Here is a 24,796-nt window from a genome sequence, read left to right as displayed (position 1 = left end):
GTCCTTGGTTACAGCGGTTCGATGATTTCAGCGCTAAGTTCAGTCGTAAGCGCCGTGAGAAAGGCTTGGATCACTTCCTCATTGCGCCTGAAAAAGTGCCACTGCCCGGCCTTCTGGCTGCTGATCAAACCTGCCCGTTGCAAGGTCGCCAGGTGGGCCGACACGGTCGACTGGGACAAGCCGCAGCGCTGGTCGATCTGCCCGGCGCAGATGCCGTATTCGTGGTTGTGCACTTGCTCGGGGAACTGCACTTTCGGGTCTTTCAGCCAGGTGAGGATGTCTCGTCGTACTGGGTGCGCCAGGGCTTTTATTATTTCGTCGAGGTCGATGGACATGGCAGATGCTCGTTTTCGTAAAACGTTATATCGCGATTAGGCGAACTTTAAATCGTTACATCCCGATACACCAATATGCTTTTGGTCTTAAGACCGGCTATTTCGGTATATCGGGTTATAACGATACATGGATGGCAGTGGTAGACTGCGCGCCATGAATTATCTCGCACATCTGCACCTGGGCGGCCAACTTCCTGCGCAATTGCTGGGCAGCCTCTATGGTGACTTCGTCAAAGGCCGCCTGCAGGGCCAGTTCAGCCCGCAAATCGAAGCGGCGATCCAGTTGCATCGCTCCATCGATCGCTTCACCGACAGCCACCCATTGGTAGGCGAGGCGTTGTCACGCTTCAGCCTGACCCGCAAGCGCTACGCCGGGATTGTCCTGGATGTGTTTTTCGATCACTGCCTGGCGCGGGACTGGGCGCTGTATGCCGACCAGCCGCTGGAGCGCTTCACGGCGCAGGTGTACCGCGTGCTGGCGGCCGAGGCGCAGCTGCCGGGACGGCTGGCGCAGATCGCACCCTATATGGCGGCGGATGATTGGTTGGGGTCGTACCGCGAGTTCGCGGTGATGGAACAGGTGTTGCGCGGGATCTCGCGGCGTTTGACCCAGCCCGAGGAATTGAGGCATGCCATGCAGGAGTTGCGGGTGTTGTATGAGCCGCTGAGTGAAGACTTTCGGCTGTTCTACCCCGAGTTGCAGGCGTTTGCACAAGCTTCTCTGACTACTGATATCTAAATGTGGGAGCGGGCTTGCTCGCGAATGCGGTGTATCAGTCAGTACATTTGTTGCTGACAGACCGCATTCGCGAGCAAGCCCGCTCCCACATTTTTGAGAGTGTCCGCTTTAGGCAGCAAACGCCGGCCGAGCCGCCACTTGCTCCGCCTCCGGCAACGGCCCAAACAACGCCTTCTGCACCGCCTGCTGCGCCTGGAACGCCAGCGCCGCGCGTTCCTGCCCGGCACACGCAATCGGCTGCAGCACATGAATCTCCACATCGCCCTGGTCGTTGGCAAACAGGCGCATCAGGTGCGAGAGCAAATCGTCGTCACCAATAAACGGTGCCAGCGGGTCCACTTGCCCATCACGCAGATAACGAATCGCCACCGGTTGCAGCAACACATCCGCATCAATCGCACTGGCCAGCAAGCGCCCGTGGAAAGTGCGCAGGCTGCGCCCGTCCGTGGTGGTGCCTTCGGGGAACATCAGCAACGGGTGCTGTTGCTCCAGATGCCGGGTCATCTGCTTGCGGATTAACTGGCTGTCGCCCGAACCCCGGCGGATAAACAAGCTGCCGGCTTTGGCCGCCAACCAGCCGGCCACCGGCCAGGTGCGCACTTCGGCCTTGGACAGAAAGGACATCGGCGCCACAGCGCCCAGCAGTGGGATATCGGTCCAGGACACGTGATTGCTCACCCACAGCATCGGCGTTTTTGGCAATTCACCGTGCACCGTCACACGAAAGGGCAGGGCGTGGGTCAGCCGCGCCATAAAGAATCGCGACCAGCGCTGGCGCCGCACCATCGAGTTGGCCACGCCCAAACGCTCGAACACGCCAAACACGCTGGCCATGCTCAGCCCCAGCGCCACCACCAGCAGTACCCGGGCGATGCGCCCGTACACGCGCAGGCGGGCCATCACATGGCCGCCTTGAAGTGGCGGGCATAACGTGGGCACAGCTCGTCACGCTTGAGCAGAATGAACACGTCGGCCACCTGGAAGTCTTCATCCCAGCACGGCTCGCCGCAGATCTTCGCACCCAAACGCATATAAGCCTTGAGCAGTGGCGGCATCTCCGCGATCACGTTGGACGGCAGGTCCAGCGCCGGCAGTGGCTTTTTCGGCTCGGCGCGCAGGTGTTCGTTGCACAGGTAGCGTTCGCGCAGGCGCTGCATGATCGCGTGGGCCTGGATGCCGCCGTCGTGCATCGGGATGCTCGCGCAGCCCATCAAGTAGCTGTAGCCGCCCTGGTTCAAGACTTCCGCCAACTCGCCCCACAACACGGCAATGGTGCCGCCGTTGCGGTAGGCCGGGTCGACGCAGGTGCGACCGATTTCCAGGATCGGGCCTTGCAGATGCAGCAGGCCATGCAGGCTGAATTCTTCTTCGCTGTAGAACCGGCCCAGGGTGCTGGCGGCCTGGTGATCGAGCAAACGGGTGGTGGCGACCAATCGACCGCTGTTCAAATCCCGCACGCCGATGTGGCTGCAGTGAACATCATAGTCATCCATGTCCAGACCCAGTTCCGCGCCTTTCAGCTTGGCGTTGAACTCGCCGCTGAACACGTTGAACCGCAGGGCCTGGGCTTCCTGCAAAGCCTTGGCGCCAATTAGGCGTTCGGCTTGCAGGCGGCGTTCATTGCCGGTGTCGCTGATGCGGGCGATCTGAGTCATGGCGAATCTCCGAGTGCCAGCCACATTTCGGCCGGTCGACTTGTTTGTCCAAACTCAGGCTATGTAGGCTCGGTGTCAGCTCCATGAAGTTATGGTGACGCTTGGATGACAGCCGTTGATGTCGCCAATCTGTCATGCGCCTCGGCTAGGCTCGCGGGCTTGAATGCCCCCTTGAGTTCGCGTCCATGGTCCGAGGCTTGTTGTGCGTTGCCCTGCTGTTTGTCACCGTTGCCGCCCGCGCCGACACCTGGCCTGACAAGGACTGGGCCCATGGCACAGCGCTCGCCGGCCCCGCTGTCGATGCTCTGACTGCCTATGCGTTCCCAACCCGTGACGACGCCACCCGCCAAGGCATTCGCACCGACGCGCTGCTGGTGATCCGCGACGGCGAGATCATCTATGAACGCTACGCCGCACCCACTACCGCGAGCACGCCGCACCTGACCTGGTCGATCAGCAAAAGCCTGATGGCCACCGTGCTCGGCGTGGCCTATGGCGAAAATCGCTTCAAACTCACCGACCCCGCCGCACGCTTCTACCCGCCGATGAAGCAGCACCCCAAAGTGACGATGGCCGACCTGCTGCACTGGGCCTCGGGCCTGGATTGGCAGGAAGATTACGAATACGCCCCGCTGAAATCTTCGGTGGTGGCGATGCTCTACACCCGTGGCCGCGCCGACATGGCTGAGTTCGCCGCCGACACCGAGGCCGCAGCGGCACCGGGCCAAGCCTTCCGTTACTCCAGCGGCGACAGCAACATCCTCTCCGCCACCCTCAAAGGCATGCTCGGCCACAAGGCCTATATGAGTTACCCGTGGGACGCGCTGTTCAAGCCGCTGGGCATTCACGACGCCACCTGGGAAACCGATGCCGACGAAACCTTTGTTGCCTCGTCCTATGCCTACCTCACCGCCCGCGATTTGGCGCGCGTCGGCCTGTTGATGGCGCGCGACGGTCGCTGGGGTGAGCAGCAGTTGCTGCCCAAAGAATGGGTCGCCTTCAATCGCCAACCCTTCGACAAGTACAAACCCGGCCAGGACGAAGCCGTGCCCGGCGGGCAATGGTGGCTCAACCAGGGCGCCCCAAGACCCTGGCCCGACGCGCCTGCCGACACCTTCGCCGCCCTCGGCCACTGGGGCCAGGCGCTGTACGTGCTGCCCGATGAACACCTGGTGATCGTGCGTTACGGCGATGACCGCGACGGCGCGTACCGCCACAACGAATTGCTCAAACGCGTGCTTGCGGCGGTGCAACCATGATTCGTCGTCATCCGTTTATCAGCGTTTTTCTGCTGCTGTTACTCGCCCTGCTGGGTTGGGTGTGGCACGAGCGCGTCAACCTGCAAGCCTTCCCCGACATCATCGCGGCGTACACGGCCAAGGAGTACTGCTCGTGCCGGTACGTGGAGAACAATCCCGCCGACTATTGCCTGGGTTATGTGAAGCAATACGTGCCGACCAGTGCATTCAGCGACAACCCGGAGCGCAGTGAAGTGACGGCGAGCGGGTTGGGACGCACGCATACGGCGCGCTGGCTAGGCGACCGTCAAGGCTGCCGCCTCAACCCCTGACACACCCAGGATTTTCTGTGGGAGCTGGCTTGCCTGCGATGCAGGCACCTCGGCACATCAGGCATAACCAGTTGATGCCTTCGCAGGCAAGCCAGCTCCCACATTTGACCGAGTACACGCGTCTACCTGATGTACTGAGCTCAAAATGTGGGAGCGGGCTTGCTCGCGAATACGGTGGGCCAGTTATATATAAGCCGACTGACACACCGCCATCGGGAGCTAGCCCCCTCCCACATTGGATTTGCGCTGATCATTGGAAATGAGAGAAGTCCAAGCCGGCGCCCGATGCACTGCACCGGGCGCGAACGACTTACTGCGGGGTTTGATTACCAGGCTGCATAGCCAGCAGCAAGTCATCAATGATGGCCTTACCCATTTCCCCCAGATAATGCGAGGCGAATGCAAACTTCTCCGCCTTGGGATCCATGGCCGCTTCAAGGGAGAGCATTTTTGCGTAATAGAGCACGTGGGATGCGTGTTCGAGGGCTTCTACGAGTGGAACCCCGGCGTTGACGCGGAACACTTTCAAATGGCTTTTGTTTTCTCCGCAATCTGCGAAGGTGGCGGCGCCGATGGTTTCGGCTGAGGGTATTTCGTACGGCATAAGCTTGCTCCTTTGGGGCAACCAAAAAGAGCTTCTTTTCTCGGGATTCCACGCCCGGTCGCTGATGAGCAGCTACAGGAAGGAGACTAACGCGATGGCTTATGGGCCGCAATCCTCGAAGCCGGTAGGATCTATCTGATTGAAACGAAGGCCATTGAATCCATGGCCTCATTACGCAGCCCTCCAGTGTTTAAAAGCAACTTTATGTTGCATGATTTCGCCCCTTTGTTCGGTTGAGCATGCAGGCTATAGAGCGCGCAGTACATGACTCTACGGTGTTTGGGTAGGGTTGCTTTCAGTACAAAAAACGCGCATGTCCAAGTGTTGCAGAGGGAGTAGATGCCTGCGTTATATAGTAATCTGACGACGGTCAGAGGGCTTTTAAGGTCAGCTACAGGTATGAAGGACGGATTTGACGCTCGCACATGCTGGGGAAAGGTTGATAGATATGGATAGGAATTATTTTTTAAAAAATTTGGCCATTGGTTTGGTTATGTTTTTCATCTGTGCGTTTATTTCCAGGGGCGACGATAACGCTGAGGTTGTTTTTATAGTTGCAGGCGCAAATGCACTGTTGTTTCCCTTTGCAAAGCGTGCAGTAGAAAGTGTAGTGTTTCGTTATACTCGCAAGGATTTTTGGAGTTCGGGGCCAGTATTGACTGGAGCTGCAAATGGTGGTTATACACTCGTGTATGGGTTTTATTTTGCACTTGCTATTCCCATTGGCTTGCTCTTTTTAATAAGTTTATACGTTAAAAGAAAGGCCGCCACGTAGGCGGCCCAATATTACAGTTCCATAATGAAATTATTCAGACTTTCGACGCGTGCGTCATTAATCAATACACCGGTTGCAGCGATCAGCAAAGCAAATGCCAGTATGCCTAGCGGAGTGACTGCGATGAATCCAAACATAGCGCTAACCAATGCTGTTGCTGAAATGCCAAGAGCAATAGCTTCGACCTTTACAAAAAATGGCTTCCAATTATCTGACTTGCTAGCTTTTTTAAATTCAATATAAGCATCTTTAAAGTCTATCGCGTGCCCAGCATATCCAAAACCTTTGCTGAATTTAGCTGACGCCTTACCGATAGCTTCAAAGTCCATTGAATCGATGTATTTTGCTGCCGCGGCTCTGTCCTTGGCGCTGAATTTTTTATCCAGAGCATCTTTGTACTTATCGAAAGCATTAAAAGCTTCATCCGCACTACGGATCTTTTTCCCTTTAGCGCTTTCTGCCAACTCAACTGCGAGCACTGATGATTTTTCGCCGAATTTTCTCGCCACCTCGCCATTAAATGCGATGGTAAATTTTATGGCGTCGTCTATGTTAGCAAATTTTGTAGCCGCTTCTGCGTTAATGCGTGCTTCTTCAATTTGCGCTCTCGACCACGCTTTTTGTTTATTTGCCAGTTCAGCTACATCATTAAGTCGTTTGATTTCATAAGCTGCTTTAAGCGATTTTTGCCAATCCTCAAAGCTTTTTTTGGAATCGGCGAGACGGTAGGCCAATCGCGCGGCGGCCACCGTAATAAACGCATTGATAGGCTGATCGAAAAAATTACGTTTATAAAAGCTGTTGGCCACTGATTGAAGTGAAATAGTCTCCAGAGCTGTTTGTGAAATAATCGTGTCCATAGACCCGATTTCACTCCACAGGTTAGCGATACGGTCGTCTACTTTCATATCACTGGTGCGCTTGTCTTCTTCGATTTTTTTCTGAAGTTCCTCCGGTATCAATTGACGTTTCGCTGCGTAATCAGCTTCTTGAGCGGCGACCGCGTTATTGATAGGTACTTTATAGTTTTCACTGACCTCTTTGCGAGCATTCGCCGCGACTTTTCTTCCTATCGTGCTGTTACTAAAATCATCACCGTAGCCACCGCCGCTCACTGGGCCGGTGCCGAAGACTGTTGGCTCATAAGCTCTGATTTCGGTCAGGCCGAGTTGGATTGTAATACGATCGCTCATAGCAACGTTCCCTTTTTGATATTAATTGGCATGACGTGTTGTTGCTTGAGGACCGTGTCTGTTGGCCGGCGGTTAGGAGTCGGCGAATTGTTTAGTGGGGCGCCTGACCTATCAGGGCTACTCATCGCCATCACTGTGTTAGGGTGTTTTGAAGTGGTCATAATTTATATCCTTATATTAGACTCGATGTTTGTTTGTCTTTCTGTTTGGGGCGTTCCTTGCTTTTTGGTGTGATGGGTTTTTGTGGTTTGTATTGCGCTTGGGGAACTGCTGGGAAAGCATGTGGTAAAAAACTGTATGTATTTTCGGGCTTTCAAACAATAAACATTATGCGCAAATCTATGTCTTGTTACATAAGTGGCTTTTGTCGTTATGGCCGCTGTTTTTTGATTGGACGCAGACGTCGGAGGGCGCAAGGAGATGGGATAACTACGCAGTTTTGAGCAGACTTCAGATAAGGAGTATCGCGCGCTGGCCAAGGCAATTTACTACCGTAACGGGTTGAGCTTTACGGCTTCCTGGCTGTCGTCGGCTTTTGGGGTCGCTTCGCACCCCAGCGCAAGCAAGCTTGCTCGCCACAAGGTTATTAGGTGTCCGCCTCAGGTTCCACCCAGTGGAACCACCTTTGATTGTCCTCCCGCCCACATCGCGGTTAGCTGACGATGTGTCGCAAACAAGAACGGGAACACCCGCCTGTGAGGAGAATCACCATGCGCCCACACCAGCACATTCTGGATTGGCTCAGCGACGTCGCCAGCGACTTGCACGCCGTGCGTCAAGACATCCACGCCCATCCCGAACTCGGTTTTGAAGAAAACCGCACCTCAGCGCTCGTCGCGCAATCCTTGAAAAATTGGGGGTATGACGTGCACACCGGCATCGGCAAAACCGGTGTGGTCGGCGTGCTGCGCAATGGCAGCAGCTCACGTACGTTGGGCATTCGCGCCGACATGGACGCCTTGCCCATCATCGAAAATACCGGCGCGGCCTACACCAGCCAGCACGCCGGGTGCATGCACGCCTGTGGGCATGACGGCCACACCACCATGCTGCTCGGCGCCGCACGTTACCTGGCGGCGACGCGGCAATTCGACGGCACCTTGAACCTGATTTTCCAACCCGCTGAAGAAGGCCAGGGCGGCGCCGAGGCGATGCTGGCCGATGGTTTGCTCGAGCGTTTCCCCTGTGACGGCTTGTTCGGGATGCACAATATGCCGGGCTTGCCGGCTGGGCATTTGGGCTTGCGGGTCGGCCCGATGATGGCTTCGCAGGACTTGCTCACCGTGACCCTCGAAGGCGTCGGCGGCCACGGGTCCATGCCGCATTTGACGGTGGACCCGTTGGTTGCGGCGGCGAGTATGGTCATGGCCTTGCAGACTGTGGTGTCGCGCAACATCGACACCCAGGAAGCCGCCGTGGTCACGGTCGGCGCGCTGCAAGCAGGGCAGGCTGCCAACGTGATTCCTCAACAAGCTCTGTTGCGCCTGAGCCTGCGCGCGTTGAACCCCAAGGTGCGCGAGCAGATGCTGGAACGCGTCAACGCAATCATCCAAACCCAAGCCGCCAGCTTCGGCTGCACGGTGCAGATCGAACACCGCCCGGCCTACCCGGTGCTGGTCAACCATGCCGAAGAAACCGAGTTCGCCCGCCAGGTCGGCGTCGCCTTGCTCGGCGCCGATGCGGTGGACAGCAATACGCGCACGCTGATGGGCAGCGAGGACTTCGCCTGGATGCTGCAGCGCTGCCCCGGCAGTTACCTGTTTATCGGCAACGGCGTGTCGCGGCCGATGGTGCATAACCCCGCCTATGATTTCAACGACGACATCCTGCTGACCGGCGCCGCCTACTGGGGCGCGCTGGCCGAGAGCTGGCTCAAGCCTGCCTGACGACCTCCTTTTTTCTGCCGCTGGCCCCTTTCCCTTATCGGTTGAATGGAGTGTTCCTCATGCAGATTTCAAAACCCGGTGTTTCGCGCACCCGCCAGGTGGTGGCGGCCGTGATCGGCAATGCGCTGGAATGGTATGACTTCATCGTTTACGGCTTTCTGGCCAGCATCATCGCCCGGCAGTTTTTCCCCTCGGAGGACGAGTACGCCTCGCTGTTGATGGCCTTGGCCACCTTCGGCGTGGGCTTTTTCATGCGCCCGGTGGGCGGCATCCTGCTGGGCATCTACTCCGACCGCAAAGGCCGCAAGGCGGCGATGCAGCTGATTATCCGGCTGATGACGGTGTCCATCGCACTGATCGCCTTTGCGCCCAATTACGCCGCCATCGGCATGGGCGCGCCGTTGCTGATCGTGGTGGCGCGCATGCTTCAAGGCTTTGCCACCGGCGGTGAGTACGCGAGTGCCACGGCGTTTCTGGTGGAAAGTGCACCGGCCCATCGCAAAGGTTTGTATGGCTCCTGGCAGTTGGTGGGGCAATGCCTGGCAGTGTTTGGTGGTGCGGCGATGGTCGCGCTGGCCACGCATTTCTTTTCCCCCGAAACCCTCGACCTGTGGGGCTGGCGTGTGCCGTTCGTATTGGGTTTGCTGATCGGTCCGGTGGGGCTGTGGATTCGGCGGCACATGGAAGACCCGGAAGAATTTATCCAGGCACGCAAGCAGGCCACGGGTCCGGCGCCGAGTTTGATGGACGTGCTGCGTGAGCATCGACGCAGCATCCTGGTGTCGATGGGCTTGGCTTGCGGCGCGACGGTGTCGTTTTACGTGGTGCTGGTGAATATGCCGACCTTCGCCCACAAAAGCCTCGGCCTGCCGCTGGACCAAGTGCTGATGGTGCAGATGTTTGCGGTGGCGCTGATGACCGTGGTGATTCCGCTGTCCGGCCTGCTCTCGGATCGCCTCGGGCGGCGGCCGGTGTTGATGGCTTTTACCCTGGCCTTCTTCGTGATGGTCTACCCGTTGTATGTGTGGGTGGCCGCCGCGCCATCGATTGAGCGTTTGCTGGTGATGCAAGTGCTGCTCTGCACGGCCATCGGCGGTTTCTTTGGCCCGGCGCCGACGGCTTTGGCCGAGCAGTTCCCTATCGAGGTGCGCTCGACCGGCGTGTCAGTGGCCTATAACGTGGCGGTGATGGTGTTCGGCGGCTTTGCGCCGTTGATCGTCACCTGGCTGACCAAAGTGTTGGGCACGCCAGTGGCGCCATCGTTTTACGTGTTGTTCGCTTGCGTGCTGACGCTGCTGGGCACTTACTGCATGCAGGAGGCACCGCGGGCAAACAAAGCGCTGCCGTTTTCAAGTGAGGTGAAGCCTTGAGCATCGTTGAGTGGGACGCGACTGAGCTGTCGCGGGCGATTCATGCGCGGCAAGTGTCGTGTGAAGACGTGATGTACGCGTACCTGGCGCAGATCCAGCGCTTTAATCCGCGTGTGAATGCGCTGGTGTCGTTGCGCGACGCCGACGTCTTACTGGCCGAGGCCCGGGCCGGTGATCGCGAACTGGATCAGGGCCAATCGCGCGGCTGGATGCACGGCATGCCCCAGGCGATCAAGGACCTGGCCGCCACCCAGGGCTTGCGCACCACCTTGGGCTCGCCGTTGTTTGCCGAGCATGTGCCCAGCGAAGATGCCATCAGCGTGGCGCGGGTGCGGGCCAGCGGCGCGATCATTATCGGCAAGACCAACGTGCCGGAATTCGGCCTCGGCTCGCAGACCTACAACACCCTGTTCGGCACCACCGGCAATGCGTATGACCCACGCCTGGTGGCGGGCGGCAGCAGTGGCGGGGCGGCGGTGGCCCTGGCGCTGCGCATGCTGCCGGTGGCCGATGGCAGCGACATGATGGGCTCACTGCGCAACCCGGCCGCGTTCAACAATGTGTTTGGCCTGCGCCCGTCGCAAGGGCGCGTGCCGCACGGGCCGATGCCGGAAGTATTCGTGCAGCAACTGGGCACCGAAGGCCCGATGGGCCGCAGTGTGACCGATGTGGCGCGGTTGCTGAGCATCCAGGCCGGTTACGACCCGCGGGTGCCGTTGTCATCCCAAGACGACCCGACAGTGTTCGGCGAACCCTTGCAGCGCGACTTCAAAGGCGCGCGTCTCGGTTGGCTGGGGGATTACAACGGCTACCTGCCAATGGACGACGGCGTGTTGAGCCTGTGCGAATCGGCCCTTGGTGATTTCGTCACGCTGGGGTGTGAAGTAGAACGCTGCCAGCCGGCGTTTTCCCTGGCGCGGCTATGGCGCAGTTGGTTGGTGCACCGCCATTGGCTGGTGCACGGCAATCTCGGCGCGGCCTACGCCAACCCGCAAAAACGTGCGTTGCTCAAACCTGAGGCGCAATGGGAAGTGGAGGGCGGCCTGGGCTTGAGTGCCCAGCAGGTGTACCAGGCGTCGGTGGATCGCAGCGAGTGGTATCGCGCCTTGGCCAAGTTGTTCGAACGTTACGATTTCCTGTTGCTGCCCACCGCTCAGGTGTTCCCTTTCGATGCACAACAGGCGTGGCCGCGCCTCGTTGGCGGGCGCGAAATGGACACGTACCACCGCTGGATGGAGGTGGTGATCGGACCGACACTCGCCGGTCTGCCGAGCATGAGCATCCCGGTGGGTTTCAACCCTGGCGGCTTGCCCATGGGCCTGCAGATCATCGGCCCGGCCCAGGCCGACCGCGCGGTGCTGCAATTGGCATACGCCCATGAACAGTTGACGCAATGGGTGCAGCGCCGGCCACCGGCGTGCCTCGAATCAGGTGATTGACGCGCAACCGGGCCTGTATCTTGCTGTGAAAAATGATCATCCACCGGCAACAAGGAGATCGAACATGGGCAGCCACGCCGAGACAGGCACCGTACGGTCGGTTGAGCGCGCACTGGCAATTGTCGAATTGCTCGGTGAACACCAGGCGTTGGGGTTGGAGGAGCTGCATTATCTGACGCGTTTGCCCAAGGCCACTGTGTCGCGCATGTTGCTGACCCTGCAAGAGCAGGGTTGGGTCTATCGCGGCCTGAGCGATCGCCGTTATCGCCTGCGCGCCCAGCGCTTATTCGGCGACACCCAGCAACGCTTCAAGCGCCAGGTGGTGGAAAGCGCCGCGCCGTGGCTGCTTGAATTGAGCGAACGCACCGGGCTGGTGGTGGATTTATCCTGTTTTGATGGCGAGCGCCTGGAGGTCATGGAAAGCGCGATCCCCAGCGTGCTGCGCAAGTTGTATCCGAACAATTGCCAGATCGTCGGCCAGCACGCCAGCCTGTTTCACTCGGCGATGGGCAAGGCCTGCCTGACGCAGCTGCCCGCCGAAGAGGTGCAACGCCTGGCGGGCCGCGATCACGTGGCGGCCGATGAGCAGTTGCACACCTGCGAGCAAACCCAGCACCAGGGGTTTGGCCAGCGCACCGAAGGTTATTGGGAATACCCGGTGCGCCTGCCATTTCTGATTCGCGCAGTAGCCTTGCCGGTGCAGGCCAATGGGCGGCTGGTCGGTAGCATGGCGTTGCACTGGCCAATGCATCAGGCGCCGGTGGAGCGCGTGTTGAACTTGCATATGGCCAGCCTTGAAGCGACGGTGCGCGACGTGCAGCGGGCGCTGGCCTGACAGTCACCGCTGAACAAAAATGTGGGAGCTGGCTTGCCTGCGAAAGCGGTGTGTCAGTCAGCGGATTCATTCACTGATTCACCGCAATCGCAGGCGAGCCAGCTCCCACATTAGATTTGCGCCGCTTGTGATATTGCGCTTAAGGTTCGCCCAGGTTTTTTGCCTCATGAGTCTTTATGTTCAACGTCAAACCCCTGGCCTTCGCGCTGCTGACCTGTGCCGCCATGCCCGCCCACGCCGACTGGTACCTGGATAACGAATCCTCACGCCTGTCGTTCGTCACCACCAAGAACACCGAAATTGCAGAAGTGCATCGCTTTCTGGTGCTGCACGGCAAGGTCGACAGCCAGGGCGCGGCCCAGTTGGAAGTGGAGGTGGAGTCGATCAACAGCGGCATCCCGCTGCGCGATGAGCGCATGCGCAATGACCTGTTCGACATCAAGACCTTCCCCGAAGCGCTGATCAGTGCGCAGATCAACCTGCAACCCATCAACGATCTGGCCCCCGGCGCGCAGCTGGAATTGCGCCTGCCGTTGAGTGTGACGTTGCACGGCAAGACCCAAACCTACAGCGCCGAACTGCTGGCCACGCGCCTGGATGACCGACGCTTTCAAGTGGTGACCCTGGAGCCGGTGGTGTTGCATGCCGAAGACTTTGACCTGGCGCCGGGCGTGGCGACCTTGCGCAAAGCGGCGGGGCTCAAGTCGATCAGTTTGTCGGTGCCGGTGGGTGCGGTGCTGATTTTTACGGCGCGCTGACGTGAGCGGCGCAGTCTTCCCATGGCGCAGCGCCAACCGTTTCGAGTTGCTGATCGACGGCCCGCGTTTCTTTCCGCAGATGCTGGCGGGCATTGCCCGCGCTGAGCGGCAAGTCGAGTTGGAGTTGTACCTGGTGGAAGCCGGCGCCTGCGCCGACGCCATGGTGCAGGCGCTGGTGCTCGCCGCCGAGCGCGGCGTGCGGGTGCGCTGCCTGTTTGATGATTACGGCAGCCTGGCGTTTACCCTGGGTTTGCGTAAGCGCCTGACCGACGCGGGCGTGGAGCTGCGGTTCTACAATCGCCTGAGCTGGCGGCGCTGGATGCGCAATCTGTACCGCGACCACCGCAAGCTGTTGCTGATTGACCAGAGCGTTGCCGTGATCGGCGGCACCGGCGTGACCGATGAATTCTGGACGCCAGGGCATGACACGGCCGAATGGCATGAAGTGATGGTGCAAATCAGCGGCCCGCTGGTGCTGGACTGGCAAGCGCTGTTCGAGCGGCAATGGCACGCCAATGCCGCTCGCCGTGAATGGAAGCCCGCTACCCATTTTGGTTTGCCGCGCCTGCCCAAGGTGCCGGCCACCGGGCCAGGCCTGGGGCGCGTTGCCTATGCCGACGCGCGTCAGCACCGCGATATCCTGCAGTCGCTGATCCGCGCCTTGAACAGCGGCCAGCAAAGAATCTGGCTGGCCACGCCGTATTTTCTGCCGACCTGGAGCGTGCGCCGTGCCTTGCGACGCGCGGCGGGGCGTGGGGTGGATGTGCGTTTGCTGCTCACCGGCCCGCGCACCGATCACCCGTCGGTGCGCTATGCCGGGCACCGTTATTACCCGCGTTTGTTGCGTGCCGGCGTGCAGATTTTCGAATACCAGCCGTGCTTTCTGCACCTGAAAATGGTGCTGGTGGACGATTGGGTGAGCATCGGCTCGTGCAATTTCGACCACTGGAATTTGCGCTTCAACCTGGAAGCCAACCTGGAAGCGCTGGACCCGCAATTGACGCTGGCCGTGGCCGGCAGTTTCGAACGCGATTTTGCCAAGAGCCAGGCCGTGAGCCTGGAGGCGTGGAAGTCGCGGCCGTTGTGGCGGCGGGTCAAGCAGCGGGTGTGGGGCTGGATTGATCGGTTGGTGGTGAACCTGTTGGATCGGCGGGGGTAGGGCGCCCCCGCCCTTTGCTGACTAAAACTGCAACCTGTACTGCGCCGTAAGGCTTTGGTCGCGCGTGCGCTCACCGCGCTGTTGGCTGAAGCCCAAGTCCAACGTGCTGTCGCGGCTCAGGTGCGCGGTGGCGCCCAGTTCCAGGCGGGTGCTGAGGCGATCCAACGGCGCGCCGCTGACGCTCATCACGCGGCCGCCGTCCCAGGCGGCCTGAGTGGTTGGTTGCAGGTCGCCGCTTGCATGGGTATAGGCCAGGCCGCCACGCAGGCTCAGCCATGACGGGCCGATCTGCGCCTTGCCCAGGTCGAGGTTGACCCGCACACCGCCGGTGGTCAGGTTGACGTTTTCCTTCGAGCGTTTGCCCTTCAGTGCAGCCATGCCGCCGCGCTCTTTGAAGCCTTCGCTGCGCTGTTGCACGTTGGCCAGTTGCAGATACGGCTGCCAGTCCCAGAAGGCATGGCTGAACCTATAGTTGGCCTCGGCAAACGCCTGCACGGTGCGGCTGGCGTATGTGGCGGTCAGGCGGTTGTCGACGCCGGGGAAGCTGACGCGGCGTGTTGTCTCGATCTCATGTTGCGCATAGGCGATGCCGCCATACACGCCGAACGCGTCCCATGTGTGGCCGGCATGCAGGGCCAATTGGTAGGTGTCGACGCTGGCTTTGCCACGCGAACCGGCCCTCACCTCCGTGCGGCCGCTGCCGGCAACCACGCCCACGCGAGTGCCTTGCTCCAGCGTGTGGTCGAACCCCAACAGCAGGCCCGTGCCGTTGTGGTGAGTGCGCGTGGTGTTGCTGTTGCCTGCGAGTTGGCCGGATTGACGCGGCAGTTGCACCCAGACGCCCTGGTTCTTGGCGTCGAGTGCGGCGTCGCGGCTGTCTTGCGCCAGGCGCTGACGGTCGAGTGCGGCCTGGCGCACGACACGGCTGTTTTCAATCAGCACCGCTTGGGTGCTGGCATGCAGTTCGCCGCTCAATTGGTCCAGGGCTGCAGGTGCCTGCTCGGGAAACAGCGCGGTCAGGCGTTGCAGCAGCGGCGAGGGTTGGGTTTCAGCATCCGCAGCATTGGCGACGGCGCGTTGGTTGGCAGTCTGCGCAGCTGATGCCAGTGACTGACCGCGGCCAAACTCCACCAGCAAGTGATTGCCTTGCTTGACCTGGGAAACGCTGAGGAAAGGCGAGAACTCGCGGCGGTCTACCGAGGTAAATTCGCCATTCAACGCACCTTGGGCTTGAAGGATGCTGTAACGCTGGCCCAGGTAATAGTGGTTGGGTTGCGCACTCAGGTACAACGAGCCGCCGTTGATGGACGCCTGATTTTGGACCTGCAATGTGGCCTGGGCCGTTTGGCTGGTCAGCCCGGTCATCAGGGTTGAACCGGCGGCCTGTTGGTAGTTGCCCTCGACGGCCAGCAAACCATTCAGGCGCAGCAGACCGCCTTCGAGGTTAACGTCACCCTTGAGGTTATTGGTGGCGTCCAGCTCCAGAACACCCGCTTTGAGCGTGACGCCGGCAAAGCTGTTGTTGCCGCTCAGGCGCAGCCAGCCGATGCCGGTTTTTTCCAGGTGCCCCGGGCCGCTGATGTCGTTACGCCAGTCGTCCCAGGCGCCGCCTTGCCAGACCCTGGCGCCGCCGGCGGGGCGGTCCATGTTGACCACGGTGTCGACCCGCAGTTGGCCGGGGCCATCGATGGCTTTTTTCAGGTTCATCAGGCCCCAGCCATAGACGTCGTCTACGCCAGGCTCGCCCAGGTCGGTGGCGGTGGTCAGCAACACGTCGCGGATTTGCGGGTTGTCGAGGTAGGGGAAGCGTTCCATCAGCAGGGCCAGCCCGCCGGTCACGTGCGGTGCGGCGATGGAGGTGCCGGAGGCGGTGAGGTAGTTGAACGCGGGATTGTCGCCGGTCACCTTGAAACCATCGACTTCGCCGTCGGCGTCATGGTGGTTTTCGGTGGTGATCGAACCCGCCACCCAGGCTGAGGTGATATTCGTTCCGGGTGCTGCCAGGCACCAGTCTTTGCTGAAGCCGCAACGGTAGGAGCGATCGCTCAATGTCAGGCTTTGATCGAGGTTGACCACGGTCAGCCAATAGGGCTCCAGCGCCTTGATTGCGCGGGGCAGGCTCGAATGGACGCCGGTAAACGGTGCTGTTTGGGGCGAGGCGTTGGCCGTGTCGGTATTGCCCGCTGCCCATACCTGCAACATGCCGTATTTGATTGCACCCTCGGCTGTGGCCTTGAGCTCTTGATATTGATTTATCTCGGCCAGGAAGGCGTCGAGTTCTGCCTCACCCGCCAGGGGCATAGGTGTGCCCCAACTGTGATTGACCACGCGTACCTGCTGTTCGTGCAGTTGCGCGTAGGCCATGCTCACGGCCGCAGGCGTCACGTTGGTGACGCTGAAAGGGCTTAAACCCGGCCCGCCAAGGTAACTGTTACTGAATTTGCGCACGGCACTCATGTGGGCGCCGTAGGCCACGCCCTGGATGCCAGAGCCATCACGGTTGGCGACTATCCTGCCGGCAACGTGAGTGCCGTGAGCGTTGTACTGAGTGCTCACATTTTTCAGATAGTTATCAAGCTCTTCGCGGGTGATGTCGCCATTGGCAATGGCCTCCTCCAGGCCAAGCAAGGCTTCGGGAGGCAGTGAGTCGATGACGTTCACCGCTGAACGCTCACCCTCGCTGAAAAAGCAGCCATCGGCCAGCACCGTCTCACTCATGCAGCCAGGGTCGGCCAGGCGCACGCCGGAATGGGGCTTGCCGGCAAATTCAGGGTGGCGCACATCGGTTCCAGAATCGTAAACCCCCACCCGCACCCCTGTGCCGCTCAACCCCCTGGCGTAGGCGTCGTCGGCACCGATTGCACCCAGCCCCCAGTCTTTGTTGAACTCTGGACTGTGCCAGCTGGCTGCATCGTGCAAGCGACCTTGTTCGACGTAGCTGGTTGCTTGAACCGACAGGCTCGACAGGCATCCGAGCACACAGAGGGCGACAGCCGCTGGCTTGAATGGTGATTGAGCGGGCGCCTGTGTTGCGGGCGCTCGAACGGTTTTCGGGGGCGACATGGTCCACACACCTGCACAGTTATTTCGGGTCAATAGCGTGCGTGAGTAGGCCGGGAGCGTGATGTAGGACTTGGCTTGAAGCGGGGAGGGAACGCTGACTTTTTACTGACTGAGACGGGGAAGGGCGCAAGCCCCCTCTCACACGAAGAGGGGGCTGCACGTATTACAGCAACTCGAACGTCTGCTGCTGCACATCCTGGGAATCCAGCCCGATCTGCACATTGAACTGACCCGGTTCCGCGGCGAATTTGAGTTGGGTGTTGTAGAACTTCAGGTCTTCTTCGGTGATGGTGAAGTGCAGCGTGCGCTCTTCACCGGCCTTGAGCATGACCTTCTGGAAGTTTTTCAGCTCCTTCACCGGGCGGATCATCGAGCCGGCCACGTCCTGGATATACAGCTGCACCACGGTTTCGCCGTCAACCTTGCCGGTGTTTTTCAGCGTGACGCTGGCGTCGAGCTTGCCGGTCTTGTTCAGGGTCGTGGACGACAGCGCCATGTCGGACAGGCTGAACTTGGTGTAGCTCAGGCCATAGCCAAATGGGAACAGCGGCCCGGTGACGTCATCGAAGTATTGCGAGGTGTAGTTGCCCGGCTTGCCCGGCGTGAAGGGCCGGCCAATGCTCAGGTGGTTGTAGTAGGTCGGAATCTGCCCCACCGAACGTGGGAAGGTGATCGGCAGCTTGCCCGACGGGTTGTAGTCACCGAACAGTACGTCGGCAATCGCGTTGCCGCCTTCGGTGCCGGCGAACCAGGTTTCGAGGATCGCGTCGGCTTGTTGGTTCTCGTCGAGAATCGACAGTGGGCGGCCGTTCATCAGCACCAGCACCAACGGTTTGCCGGTGGCTTTGAGGGCCTTGATCAGGTCGCGCTGGCTTTGCGGGATGTTCAAATCGGTGCGGCTCGAGGATTCGTGGGACATGCCACGCGATTCACCTACGGCCGCCACCACCACGTCAGCGTCCTTCGCCGCTTTCACCGCTTCGTCGATCAGCACTTGGGCTGGGCGGGTGTCATCCACCACTTCCGGCGCATCGAAGTTGAGGAAGTTGAGGTAGTCGACCACGGCCTTGTCGTTGGTGATGTTGGCGCCACGCGCGTAGATCACTTTGCCTTTTTCGCCGATCACGGCATTGATGCCGTCGAGCAGGGTCACCGATTGTTCAGGCTTACCGGCGGCAGCCCAGCTGCCCATCATGTCGATAGGGGCCTTGGCCAGCGGGCCGACCAGCGCGATGGTCGCGGACTTTTTCAGCGGCAGGGTGTCGTTCTGGTTTTTCAGCAGCACCAGGCTGCGCCGCGCGATATCACGGGCGTCGGCGCGGTGCAGGCGGCTCTCGGCATAGGTGTCGGCCGGGTCGTCTTCGGCCTTGCCGATGCGCAGGTAAGGGTCTTTGAACAGGCCCATGTCGTACTTGGCACCGAGCACTTCGCGCACGGCGTTGTCGATGTCGCTCTGTTCGATTTCGCCGGACTTGAGCAGCCCGGGCAATTCCTTGCCATACAGCGAGTCGTTCATGCTCATGTCGATGCCGGCCTTGATCGCCAGCTTGGCCGCTTCACGCCCGTCCTTGGCCACGCCGTGCTTGATCAGCTCGAAGATCGCGCCGTGGTCACTGACGGCCAGGCCTTTGAAGCCCCAGTCTTTGCGCAGCAAGTCGTTCATCAGCCAGGTGTTGGCGGTGGCGGGCACGCCGTTGATCGAGTTCAACGCCACCATCACGCTGCCGGAACCGGCCTTGATTGCCGCGTGGTACGGCGGCAGGTAGTCCTGGTACATCTTGACCGGGCTCATGTCGACCACGTTGTAGTCGCGACCGCCTTCCACCGCGCCGTACAGGGCGAAGTGCTTGACGCTGGCCATGATGCTGTCGGCATTGGCGGGGCTGGTGCCCTGGAAGGCCTTGACCATGACCTCGGCAATGCGCGAGACCAGGTAGGTGTCTTCACCGAAGCCTTCGGAGGTACGGCCCCAGCGTGGGTCGCGGGAGATGTCGACCATCGGCGCAAAGGTGATGTCGAGGCTGTCGGCGGCGGCTTCCTGGGCGGCGATGCGCCCGGAGCGGCCGATGGCGTCCATGTCCCAGCTGGAGGCCAGGGCCAGGCTGATCGGGAAGATCGTGCGGTGGCCGTGGATCACGTCATAGGCGAAGAACATCGGGATCTTCAAGCGGCTGCGCATGGCCGCGTCCTGCATCGGACGGTTTTCCGGGCGGGTGATCGAGTTGAAGGTGCCGCCGATGCGGCCGGCGGCGATTTCCTTGCGGATCAGCTCGCGGGGCATTTCGGGGCCGATGCTGATCAGGCGCAATTGGCCGATCTTTTCATCCAGGGTCATCTGCTTGAGCAGGTCGCTGACAAAGGCGTCCTTGTCTTTAAGCGCAGCAGGCTTTGTTTCTGCCCAGACGGGGTGAGTGGCCAGAGTGGCAACAAGGCCGAGCAAACACAGCTTCTTCATGAATATCCTTTTTCGGCTACTGCACAGCGAAAATGCGCCGCTCTGCCAAAATGTGGGGAACATATGTTGTTGTTCGAGTGTTATTGCACTAAATGCACGACACTTGTGAACTCTTATTCGCGCTGGGCATCTTTTTAGCTGATTGGCTCAATGCAATCCAGTGGTGGCGGCGGATTATGCCCCAAGCGCGTGGTTTAAAGGGTTAGTCGTCATCTTCCATCAAGTTTGGGCAGGAGAAACACTATGCAAGCAGCACAAGGTTACCGCTGGGGCTTGAAAGCCGCCGCTTTGCTATTGATCAGCACAGTGCTGAGCGGTTGCGGCATCAACACTATTCCGACCCTGGATGAACAGGCCAAGGCGGCCTGGGGCCAGGTGCAGAACCAGTACCAGCGCCGCGCCGACCTGATCCCCAACCTGGTGGAAGTGGTCAAGGGCTACGCAGCCCATGAGCAAGATACCCTCACCGCCGTGATCGAAGCGCGGGCCAAGGCCACCTCGATTCAGGTGGATGCCAGCACCCTCGACAACCCGGAAAAACTCAAGCAGTTCCAGCAAGCCCAGGATGGTTTGAGCGGCGCCCTCAGCCGTTTGATGGTGGTGTCCGAGCGCTACCCGGACCTGAAAGCCAACCAGAACTTCCTGGCCCTGCAATCGCAACTTGAAGGCACAGAGAACCGCATTGCCGTGGCTCGCCGTGACTTTATCCAGGCCGTGCAGGCCTACAACACCGAAATCCGTACCTTCCCTGGCCGCCTGTGGCACAGCGTGATGTACAGCGACTTGCCGATCCGCGCCACGTTTGAAGCCACCAGCGCCGATGCCGATAAAGCGCCGCAAGTGAAGTTCAAATAAGGCTTCTCTGAGGTGTCGATGCGTTTATTACGGATAGGCTTGGCGCTGTGGTTGCTGGCCTGCGTGGGTGCCGCCCAGGCGGCATTGACGTTCCCGGCCTTGACCGGGCGGGTGGTGGACAGCGCCCAGATGATCGACCCGGCAGCCCGCGCGCAGATCACCCAGCAGTTGCAGACGCTGGAGCAAACCTCGGGCGACCAGATCGTGGTGGTCACCGTGCCCGACCTGCAAGGCGTGCCCATTGAAGACTACGGTTACCAATTGGGTCGCCAGTGGGGCATCGGGCAGAAGGGCAAGGACAATGGCGCGCTGTTGATCGTCGCCCGTGATGAGCACAAATTGCGCATCGAAGTCGGCTATGGCCTCGAAGGTGTGCTGACCGACGCGCAGTCGTGGGTGATCATCAACCAGGTGATCGCGCCCAAGTTCAAGGCCGGCAATTACAGCCAGGGCATCAGCGACGGTGTGGCGGCGATGGTGCAGGTGGTGGGTGGCGAGCCTCTGGCCGTGCCGGCGCATGTGGCGGATGCGAATTTCGCCAAGGATAATCCAGGGTTTTCCATCGGCCTGTTCATCCTGTTGATCGGTGTGTTGTGGCTGTGCAATCGGCTGGGGCTGCCCGTTGGCGCTATCCTGCTGGCGATTCTCAGCAGCAGTGGACGCGGCGGCGGTGGCGGGGGCGGCGGTGGTGGCTTCAGAGGCGGCGGCGGTGGTTTTGGCGGTGGCGGGGCCTCGGGTGGCTGGTAATGACAATAACTAGAAAGGGGCATCTACAACCATGGCACTACTGAGTGAACACGAGCAACGCCAGGTCGCTGAGGCGATCGCTCGGGTCGAAAAAACCACCGACGCCGAATTGGTCACCGTGCTGGCCGCGCGTGCCGATGATTACGCGTACATCCCGCTGCTCTGGGCCAGTCTGATCGCCCTGGTGGTGCCTGGCATCGTGCACTACCTGTCGGGCTACCTGACCATGTACACCTTGCTGCTGGCACAGTGGGCGACGTTTATCGTGTTGTGCCTGGTGTTTCGCTTGCCGAAAGTCACCACGCGTCTGATCCCGCGTTCAGTGCGGCATTGGCGCGCGTCCAACCTGGCGCGCCGCCAGTTTCTGGAGCAGAACCTGCACCACACGCTGGGCGGCACTGGGGTGCTGATTTTTGTCAGCGAGGCGGAGCGCTATGTGGAAATCCTGGTGGACGAGGGCATTTCCAAGCGCCTGGATGACGGCAGTTGGGACGCCATCGTCAAGGCGTTCACCCAGCAGGTGAAGCAGGGGCAGACGTTGGCCGGGTTTATTGCGTGCATCGAGGCCTGCGGCGAGTTGCTCAAGGTGCATGTGCCGGTGACGCAAACCCGTAATGAACTGCCCAACCGCCTGGTCGTACTCGAATAACCCAAACTCCACTGAAGCAAAAATGTGGGAGGGGGGTTGCCCCCGATTGTGGTGTATCAGCTCCAAATGAGTTGCTTGACACACTGTCATCGGGGGCAAGCCCCCTCCCACATTTGGAGCTGTGCAGGTTGGACGAGTCGACCGTTGATCAAATAACCCCGTGCCCTAAACCTTCATCCCCCCTAAAATGCCCGGCATTCCCAGCCCGAGGCGTTTTTGTTCATGTCCGTCACCGCTCAACCTGCCCGCCCTGCGCCGGATCATCACGCCCAGTTCATCGAACTGCTGAGCGCAAGCCTGGCGCAGAAAGCGTTTATCAAGCTGGTGCTGGCCAAGTACGTGGGTGAAGAAGCCGAGTTGCAACGGCTGATCATCAAGCCGGTCGAGGTCAAGGAGCAGGCCTGCCTGTCCTTCGTCTACCGCTACAAGACCCGCGATATCACCAAGAACTTGCCGCTGGCCGAGGGCGTGGCAGCGATTGCCGCGCTGCTGCCTACCTCGTTCAAGAATGCGCATTTGCTGGCGCTGACCGACGAAGCGCAGTTGGAATACAGCAAGAAGAACAAAAGCTCGCTGTTCAAAAGCAAGCCCCAGCAACTGCGTGAGGCGCCGTCCGCTGAGCACAACCGCGAGAAAAATCGCTTTCTTGACCTGAGCCGGCCATTCCTCGCTGACCTGGGCGTGACCGACGCCAAGCAGGCGCTGATCCCGTCGATGTCGCGCAAGTGGAAGCAGATCAACAAGTTCATCGAAGTGTTCAGCCATGCGCTGACCTCGTCGCCGCTGAAACTGGACCAGCCGGTGCGCGTCGCCGATTTCGGTTCGGGCAAGGGTTACCTGACCTTCGCCATCCACGATTACCTGCGCAACACCCTCAAGGCCGAGGGCGAAGTGACTGGCGTGGAACTGCGCGAAGACATGGTGACGTTGTGCAACAGCGCGGCCGCACGCCTGGAACACCCGGGGCTGGTGTTCAAGTGCGGTGACGTGCGCAGCGTGGCGCCGAGCGACCTGGACGTAATGATTGCGCTGCATGCCTGTGACATTGCCACCGATTACGCGATCCACACCGGTATTCGTTCGGGCGCGTCGATCATCATGTGCTCGCCGTGCTGCCACAAACAGATTCGCCTGCAGATCCAGAGCCCGGTGCTGCTCAAGCCGATGCTGCAATACGGCCTGCACCTGGGCCAACAAGCGGAAATGGTCACCGACAGCCTGCGTGCGCTGTACCTTGAGGCCTGCGGTTATGAGACCAAGGTGTTCGAGTTCATCTCGTTGGAACACACCAACAAGAACAAGATGATCCTGGCGATCAAGCGCAGCGAGCCGGTGGACAACGCGCAGTTGCTGGAGAAAATCCAGGCGCTGAAGGCGTTCTACCAGATCAGCGAACACTGCCTGGAAACCCTGCTGCGCGCGGATGGGTTCTTGAACTAAACACGGTCCCTGTGGGAGCCGGGCTTGCCCGCGATGGCGTCACCTCGGTTTTCTGATAGACCGAGTTGTCTGCATCGCAGGCAAGCCAGCTTCCACACAAGCCTGCTTTCTCATTAGATTGCGTTCACCTTGGCGGCAGGCGCTGGCTGCACCGCCGTCTTGCGCCCCAGCATCACCGTCACGATCACCCCGCAGGCAAACAGCCAGGTGATCGGCTCGATATGCTCACCAAAGAACAACGCCGAAAACGCGATGGTGAAGAAGATCTGCAGCAACTGGATCTGGCTGACCCGCGCAATGCCGCCCATGGCCAACCCGGCGTACCAAGCGAAGAACCCCAGGAACTGCGAGAACAGCGACACGTAACCAAACGCCCACCAGGCACGCGTGGAAATCGCCCCTTGATGCTGCGCCGCCAGGTACCACACCGGGCCGATCAACACCGGCGTCGACAGCACCAGCGCCCAGCAGATCACCTGCCAGCCGCCCATTTCCTTGGCCAGGCGGCCACCTTCGGCATACCCCAGGCCGCCCACGGCAATCGCGCCGAGCATCAGCAAATCACCGGCCTGGACACTGCCGGCACCGGTGATCAACGCGTAACTCAACACCAATGCACTGCCCAGCGCCGCACAGGCCCAGAAGGCTTTTGACGGCCGCTCATGGGACAGCCACGCCGCATACAGCGCCACGCACAGCGGCTGCAGGCCGTTGACCAGCGCGCCATGGGAGGCTGGCAAGGTTTGCATGGCCCAGGCTGATAGCACCGGGAAACCGAGGATCACGCCAGCTATCACCAGGCACAGCCCGCGCACCTGGCGCCAGGTGGGCCAGCGCTCGCGGCGCCACAGCAACAGCGCCGCCGCCGGAATCGCCGCGAACAAGGCGCGGCCCAGGCCGTTGAGCAACGGATGGACTTCCTGCACGACGATGCGGGTGAACGGCAAGGTGAGGCTGAAGATGATGACGCCCAGCAGGCCGAGGGCCATGCCGGTGTTTTCGCGCGAGCTCATGATGGGGACCCGAATCGAGAGGGCTTCAAGGGAAGCCCATCTAGCCACAACCCTCGCCGATTGCTGGCCTACAGCTGGGTGCGGATTTATCCGTACAGTTGCAAACGCTCGGGTTGGCAGTGCCGCCGCCTTCGCCGCCTCGACAGCGCCCACCGAAGATCGCGAGCAAATGGAGATCCATGTGGGAGCTGTCGAGCTTTAGCGAGGCTGCGAAGGGCTCGCCTCGGTCGTGCAGACTAACCCAGACACCCGCAGC

22 protein-coding genes are annotated in these 24,796 nt (G+C 60.3%); 14 read left to right on the top strand and 8 right to left on the bottom strand.

Translation table 11 applies throughout. The features are described from left to right. Positions 1–8: 8 nt before the first annotated feature. Positions 9–335 carry an ArsR/SmtB family transcription factor gene (locus ACP7B3_RS15295; protein ID WP_145162776.1) on the bottom strand — a complete coding sequence of 109 codons (327 nt, stop codon included), beginning with the start codon at positions 333–335 and terminating at the stop codon, positions 9–11. Positions 336–489: 154 nt separating this feature from the next. Between ACP7B3_RS15295 and ACP7B3_RS15290 the strand changes: the two genes are divergently transcribed. Next, a complete protein-coding gene (locus ACP7B3_RS15290) occupies positions 490–1,074 on the top strand; it encodes an ACP phosphodiesterase (protein ID WP_426179489.1) in 585 nt (194 codons plus the stop codon). Between the two features lie 108 nt (positions 1,075–1,182). Here ACP7B3_RS15290 and ACP7B3_RS15285 read toward each other — a convergent pair whose 3' ends face one another. Both ACP7B3_RS15285 and olsB read right to left on the bottom strand, forming a co-directional pair. Beyond that, positions 1,183–1,974, bottom strand: coding sequence for a lysophospholipid acyltransferase family protein (locus ACP7B3_RS15285; RefSeq protein WP_426179487.1), 792 nt, complete (start codon positions 1,972–1,974; stop codon positions 1,183–1,185). Further along, a complete protein-coding gene (gene olsB, locus ACP7B3_RS15280) occupies positions 1,974–2,729 on the bottom strand; it encodes an L-ornithine N(alpha)-acyltransferase (protein ID WP_119738887.1) in 756 nt (251 codons plus the stop codon). Before olsB ends, ACP7B3_RS15285 begins: the two co-directional genes overlap by 1 nt. 185 nt (positions 2,730–2,914) lie before the next feature. On the opposite strand from olsB, the gene ACP7B3_RS15275 reads away from it, so the two are divergent. Both ACP7B3_RS15275 and ACP7B3_RS15270 read left to right on the top strand, forming a co-directional pair. Then, positions 2,915–3,988 (top strand): serine hydrolase domain-containing protein, encoded by a 1,074-nt coding sequence (locus ACP7B3_RS15275; protein WP_426179485.1) that lies wholly within the window; start codon positions 2,915–2,917, stop codon positions 3,986–3,988. After that, complete coding sequence (locus ACP7B3_RS15270; protein WP_177016196.1) at positions 3,985–4,299, top strand: amidase; 315 nt, start codon at positions 3,985–3,987, stop codon at positions 4,297–4,299. The genes ACP7B3_RS15275 and ACP7B3_RS15270 overlap by 4 nt, the downstream gene beginning before the upstream one ends. Before the next feature lie 310 nt (positions 4,300–4,609). On the opposite strand, the gene ACP7B3_RS15265 is transcribed toward ACP7B3_RS15270, so the two are convergent. After that, positions 4,610–4,903: a DUF3077 domain-containing protein gene (locus tag ACP7B3_RS15265; RefSeq protein WP_145162787.1), complete on the bottom strand. Its 294-nt coding sequence runs from the start codon at positions 4,901–4,903 to the stop codon at positions 4,610–4,612. A 448-nt stretch (positions 4,904–5,351) separates the two neighbouring features. Here ACP7B3_RS15265 and ACP7B3_RS15260 point away from each other — a divergent pair, with 448 nt between their 5' ends. Then, on the top strand, positions 5,352–5,678 hold the full coding sequence (locus ACP7B3_RS15260) for a Cki family colicin immunity protein (protein ID WP_426179482.1): 327 nt from the start codon (positions 5,352–5,354) through the stop codon (positions 5,676–5,678). Positions 5,679–5,689: 11 nt separating this feature from the next. Here ACP7B3_RS15260 and ACP7B3_RS15255 read toward each other — a convergent pair whose 3' ends face one another. Next, positions 5,690–6,871 (bottom strand): colicin-like pore-forming protein, encoded by a 1,182-nt coding sequence (locus tag ACP7B3_RS15255; protein WP_426179480.1) that lies wholly within the window; start codon positions 6,869–6,871, stop codon positions 5,690–5,692. A 710-nt stretch (positions 6,872–7,581) separates the two neighbouring features. Between ACP7B3_RS15255 and ACP7B3_RS15250 the strand changes: the two genes are divergently transcribed. The 6 genes from ACP7B3_RS15250 to ACP7B3_RS15225 all read left to right on the top strand — a co-directional run bounded on the left by ACP7B3_RS15250 (position 7,582) and on the right by ACP7B3_RS15225 (position 14,318). After that, the gene (locus tag ACP7B3_RS15250) at positions 7,582–8,757 is read left to right on the top strand and encodes a M20 aminoacylase family protein (protein WP_404487273.1); all 1,176 of its coding nucleotides are present in this window, start codon (positions 7,582–7,584) and stop codon (positions 8,755–8,757) included. A gap of 59 nt (positions 8,758–8,816) precedes the next feature. Beyond that, complete coding sequence (locus tag ACP7B3_RS15245) at positions 8,817–10,127, top strand: citrate-proton symporter (protein WP_426179478.1); 1,311 nt, start codon at positions 8,817–8,819, stop codon at positions 10,125–10,127. Further along, positions 10,124–11,566 carry an amidase gene (locus tag ACP7B3_RS15240; RefSeq protein WP_426179476.1) on the top strand — a complete coding sequence of 481 codons (1,443 nt, stop codon included), beginning with the start codon at positions 10,124–10,126 and terminating at the stop codon, positions 11,564–11,566. Before ACP7B3_RS15245 ends, ACP7B3_RS15240 begins: the two co-directional genes overlap by 4 nt. A 64-nt stretch (positions 11,567–11,630) precedes the next feature. After that, a complete protein-coding gene (locus ACP7B3_RS15235) occupies positions 11,631–12,401 on the top strand; it encodes an IclR family transcriptional regulator (protein ID WP_145162799.1) in 771 nt (256 codons plus the stop codon). A 176-nt stretch (positions 12,402–12,577) separates the two neighbouring features. Then, positions 12,578–13,159 carry a YceI family protein gene (locus ACP7B3_RS15230; RefSeq protein WP_242194161.1) on the top strand — a complete coding sequence of 194 codons (582 nt, stop codon included), beginning with the start codon at positions 12,578–12,580 and terminating at the stop codon, positions 13,157–13,159. A gap of 1 nt (position 13,160) precedes the next feature. Further along, positions 13,161–14,318, top strand: a complete 1,158-nt coding sequence (locus ACP7B3_RS15225; RefSeq protein ID WP_426179473.1) for a phospholipase D-like domain-containing protein — start codon at positions 13,161–13,163, stop codon at positions 14,316–14,318. 21 nt (positions 14,319–14,339) lie between these two features. On the opposite strand, the gene ACP7B3_RS15220 is transcribed toward ACP7B3_RS15225, so the two are convergent. Together ACP7B3_RS15220 and bglX are read right to left on the bottom strand one after the other, a co-directional pair. Then, positions 14,340–17,381, bottom strand: coding sequence for a S8 family serine peptidase (locus ACP7B3_RS15220; RefSeq protein ID WP_426179471.1), 3,042 nt, complete (start codon positions 17,379–17,381; stop codon positions 14,340–14,342). Between the two features lie 163 nt (positions 17,382–17,544). Continuing rightward, on the bottom strand, positions 17,545–19,836 hold the full coding sequence (gene bglX / locus ACP7B3_RS15215) for a beta-glucosidase BglX (protein ID WP_426179469.1): 2,292 nt from the start codon (positions 19,834–19,836) through the stop codon (positions 17,545–17,547). A 243-nt stretch (positions 19,837–20,079) separates the two neighbouring features. Between bglX and ACP7B3_RS15210 the strand changes: the two genes are divergently transcribed. The 4 genes from ACP7B3_RS15210 (at position 20,080) to ACP7B3_RS15195 (ending at position 23,527) form a co-directional block, all read left to right on the top strand. Next, positions 20,080–20,691 (top strand): LemA family protein, encoded by a 612-nt coding sequence (locus tag ACP7B3_RS15210; RefSeq protein ID WP_106577060.1) that lies wholly within the window; start codon positions 20,080–20,082, stop codon positions 20,689–20,691. 18 nt (positions 20,692–20,709) lie between these two features. Further along, complete coding sequence (locus ACP7B3_RS15205; protein ID WP_426179467.1) at positions 20,710–21,438, top strand: TPM domain-containing protein; 729 nt, start codon at positions 20,710–20,712, stop codon at positions 21,436–21,438. A gap of 31 nt (positions 21,439–21,469) precedes the next feature. Beyond that, the gene (locus ACP7B3_RS15200; protein ID WP_426179465.1) at positions 21,470–22,087 is read left to right on the top strand and encodes a TPM domain-containing protein; all 618 of its coding nucleotides are present in this window, start codon (positions 21,470–21,472) and stop codon (positions 22,085–22,087) included. A gap of 222 nt (positions 22,088–22,309) precedes the next feature. Next, positions 22,310–23,527 (top strand): class I SAM-dependent methyltransferase, encoded by a 1,218-nt coding sequence (locus tag ACP7B3_RS15195; RefSeq protein ID WP_426179463.1) that lies wholly within the window; start codon positions 22,310–22,312, stop codon positions 23,525–23,527. A gap of 113 nt (positions 23,528–23,640) precedes the next feature. Here the strand turns inward: ACP7B3_RS15195 and ACP7B3_RS15190 are convergent, their stop codons facing one another. Next, entirely contained in the window at positions 23,641–24,540 is a 900-nt protein-coding gene (locus tag ACP7B3_RS15190; RefSeq protein ID WP_145162815.1) for a DMT family transporter, read from the bottom strand. Positions 24,541–24,796: the final 256 nt, after the last annotated feature.

Origin of the sequence: Pseudomonas sp. TWRC1-2, assembly GCF_049896685.1 — a bacterium.
Lineage (GTDB): Bacteria > Pseudomonadota > Gammaproteobacteria > Pseudomonadales > Pseudomonadaceae > Aquipseudomonas.
The sequence above is the reverse complement of the archived record's forward strand: the minus strand, read 5'-3'. Positions and strand labels throughout refer to the sequence as shown.

Bases quoted from the DNA above. Each gene is read 5' to 3' on its own strand.
- ACP7B3_RS15270 (WP_177016196.1), top strand. From the start codon at position 3,985: ATGATTCGTCGTCATCCGTTTATCAGCGTTTTTCTGCTGCTGTTACTC.
- ACP7B3_RS15205 (WP_426179467.1), top strand. From the start codon at position 20,710: ATGCGTTTATTACGGATAGGCTTGGCGCTGTGGTTGCTGGCCTGCGTG.
- ACP7B3_RS15265 (WP_145162787.1), bottom strand. From the start codon at position 4,903: ATGCCGTACGAAATACCCTCAGCCGAAACCATCGGCGCCGCCACCTTC.
- ACP7B3_RS15250 (WP_404487273.1), top strand. From the start codon at position 7,582: ATGCGCCCACACCAGCACATTCTGGATTGGCTCAGCGACGTCGCCAGC.
- ACP7B3_RS15295 (WP_145162776.1), bottom strand. From the start codon at position 335: ATGTCCATCGACCTCGACGAAATAATAAAAGCCCTGGCGCACCCAGTA.
- ACP7B3_RS15245 (WP_426179478.1), top strand. From the start codon at position 8,817: ATGCAGATTTCAAAACCCGGTGTTTCGCGCACCCGCCAGGTGGTGGCG.
- olsB (WP_119738887.1), bottom strand. From the start codon at position 2,729: ATGACTCAGATCGCCCGCATCAGCGACACCGGCAATGAACGCCGCCTG.
- ACP7B3_RS15200 (WP_426179465.1), top strand. From the start codon at position 21,470: ATGGCACTACTGAGTGAACACGAGCAACGCCAGGTCGCTGAGGCGATC.
- ACP7B3_RS15290 (WP_426179489.1), top strand. From the start codon at position 490: ATGAATTATCTCGCACATCTGCACCTGGGCGGCCAACTTCCTGCGCAA.
- bglX (WP_426179469.1), bottom strand. From the start codon at position 19,836: ATGAAGAAGCTGTGTTTGCTCGGCCTTGTTGCCACTCTGGCCACTCAC.
- ACP7B3_RS15190 (WP_145162815.1), bottom strand. From the start codon at position 24,540: ATGAGCTCGCGCGAAAACACCGGCATGGCCCTCGGCCTGCTGGGCGTC.
- ACP7B3_RS15275 (WP_426179485.1), top strand. From the start codon at position 2,915: ATGGTCCGAGGCTTGTTGTGCGTTGCCCTGCTGTTTGTCACCGTTGCC.
- ACP7B3_RS15230 (WP_242194161.1), top strand. From the start codon at position 12,578: ATGTTCAACGTCAAACCCCTGGCCTTCGCGCTGCTGACCTGTGCCGCC.
- ACP7B3_RS15285 (WP_426179487.1), bottom strand. From the start codon at position 1,974: ATGGCCCGCCTGCGCGTGTACGGGCGCATCGCCCGGGTACTGCTGGTG.
- ACP7B3_RS15195 (WP_426179463.1), top strand. From the start codon at position 22,310: ATGTCCGTCACCGCTCAACCTGCCCGCCCTGCGCCGGATCATCACGCC.
- ACP7B3_RS15210 (WP_106577060.1), top strand. From the start codon at position 20,080: ATGCAAGCAGCACAAGGTTACCGCTGGGGCTTGAAAGCCGCCGCTTTG.
- ACP7B3_RS15235 (WP_145162799.1), top strand. From the start codon at position 11,631: ATGGGCAGCCACGCCGAGACAGGCACCGTACGGTCGGTTGAGCGCGCA.
- ACP7B3_RS15220 (WP_426179471.1), bottom strand. From the start codon at position 17,381: ATGTCGCCCCCGAAAACCGTTCGAGCGCCCGCAACACAGGCGCCCGCT.
- ACP7B3_RS15255 (WP_426179480.1), bottom strand. From the start codon at position 6,871: ATGAGCGATCGTATTACAATCCAACTCGGCCTGACCGAAATCAGAGCT.
- ACP7B3_RS15260 (WP_426179482.1), top strand. From the start codon at position 5,352: ATGGATAGGAATTATTTTTTAAAAAATTTGGCCATTGGTTTGGTTATG.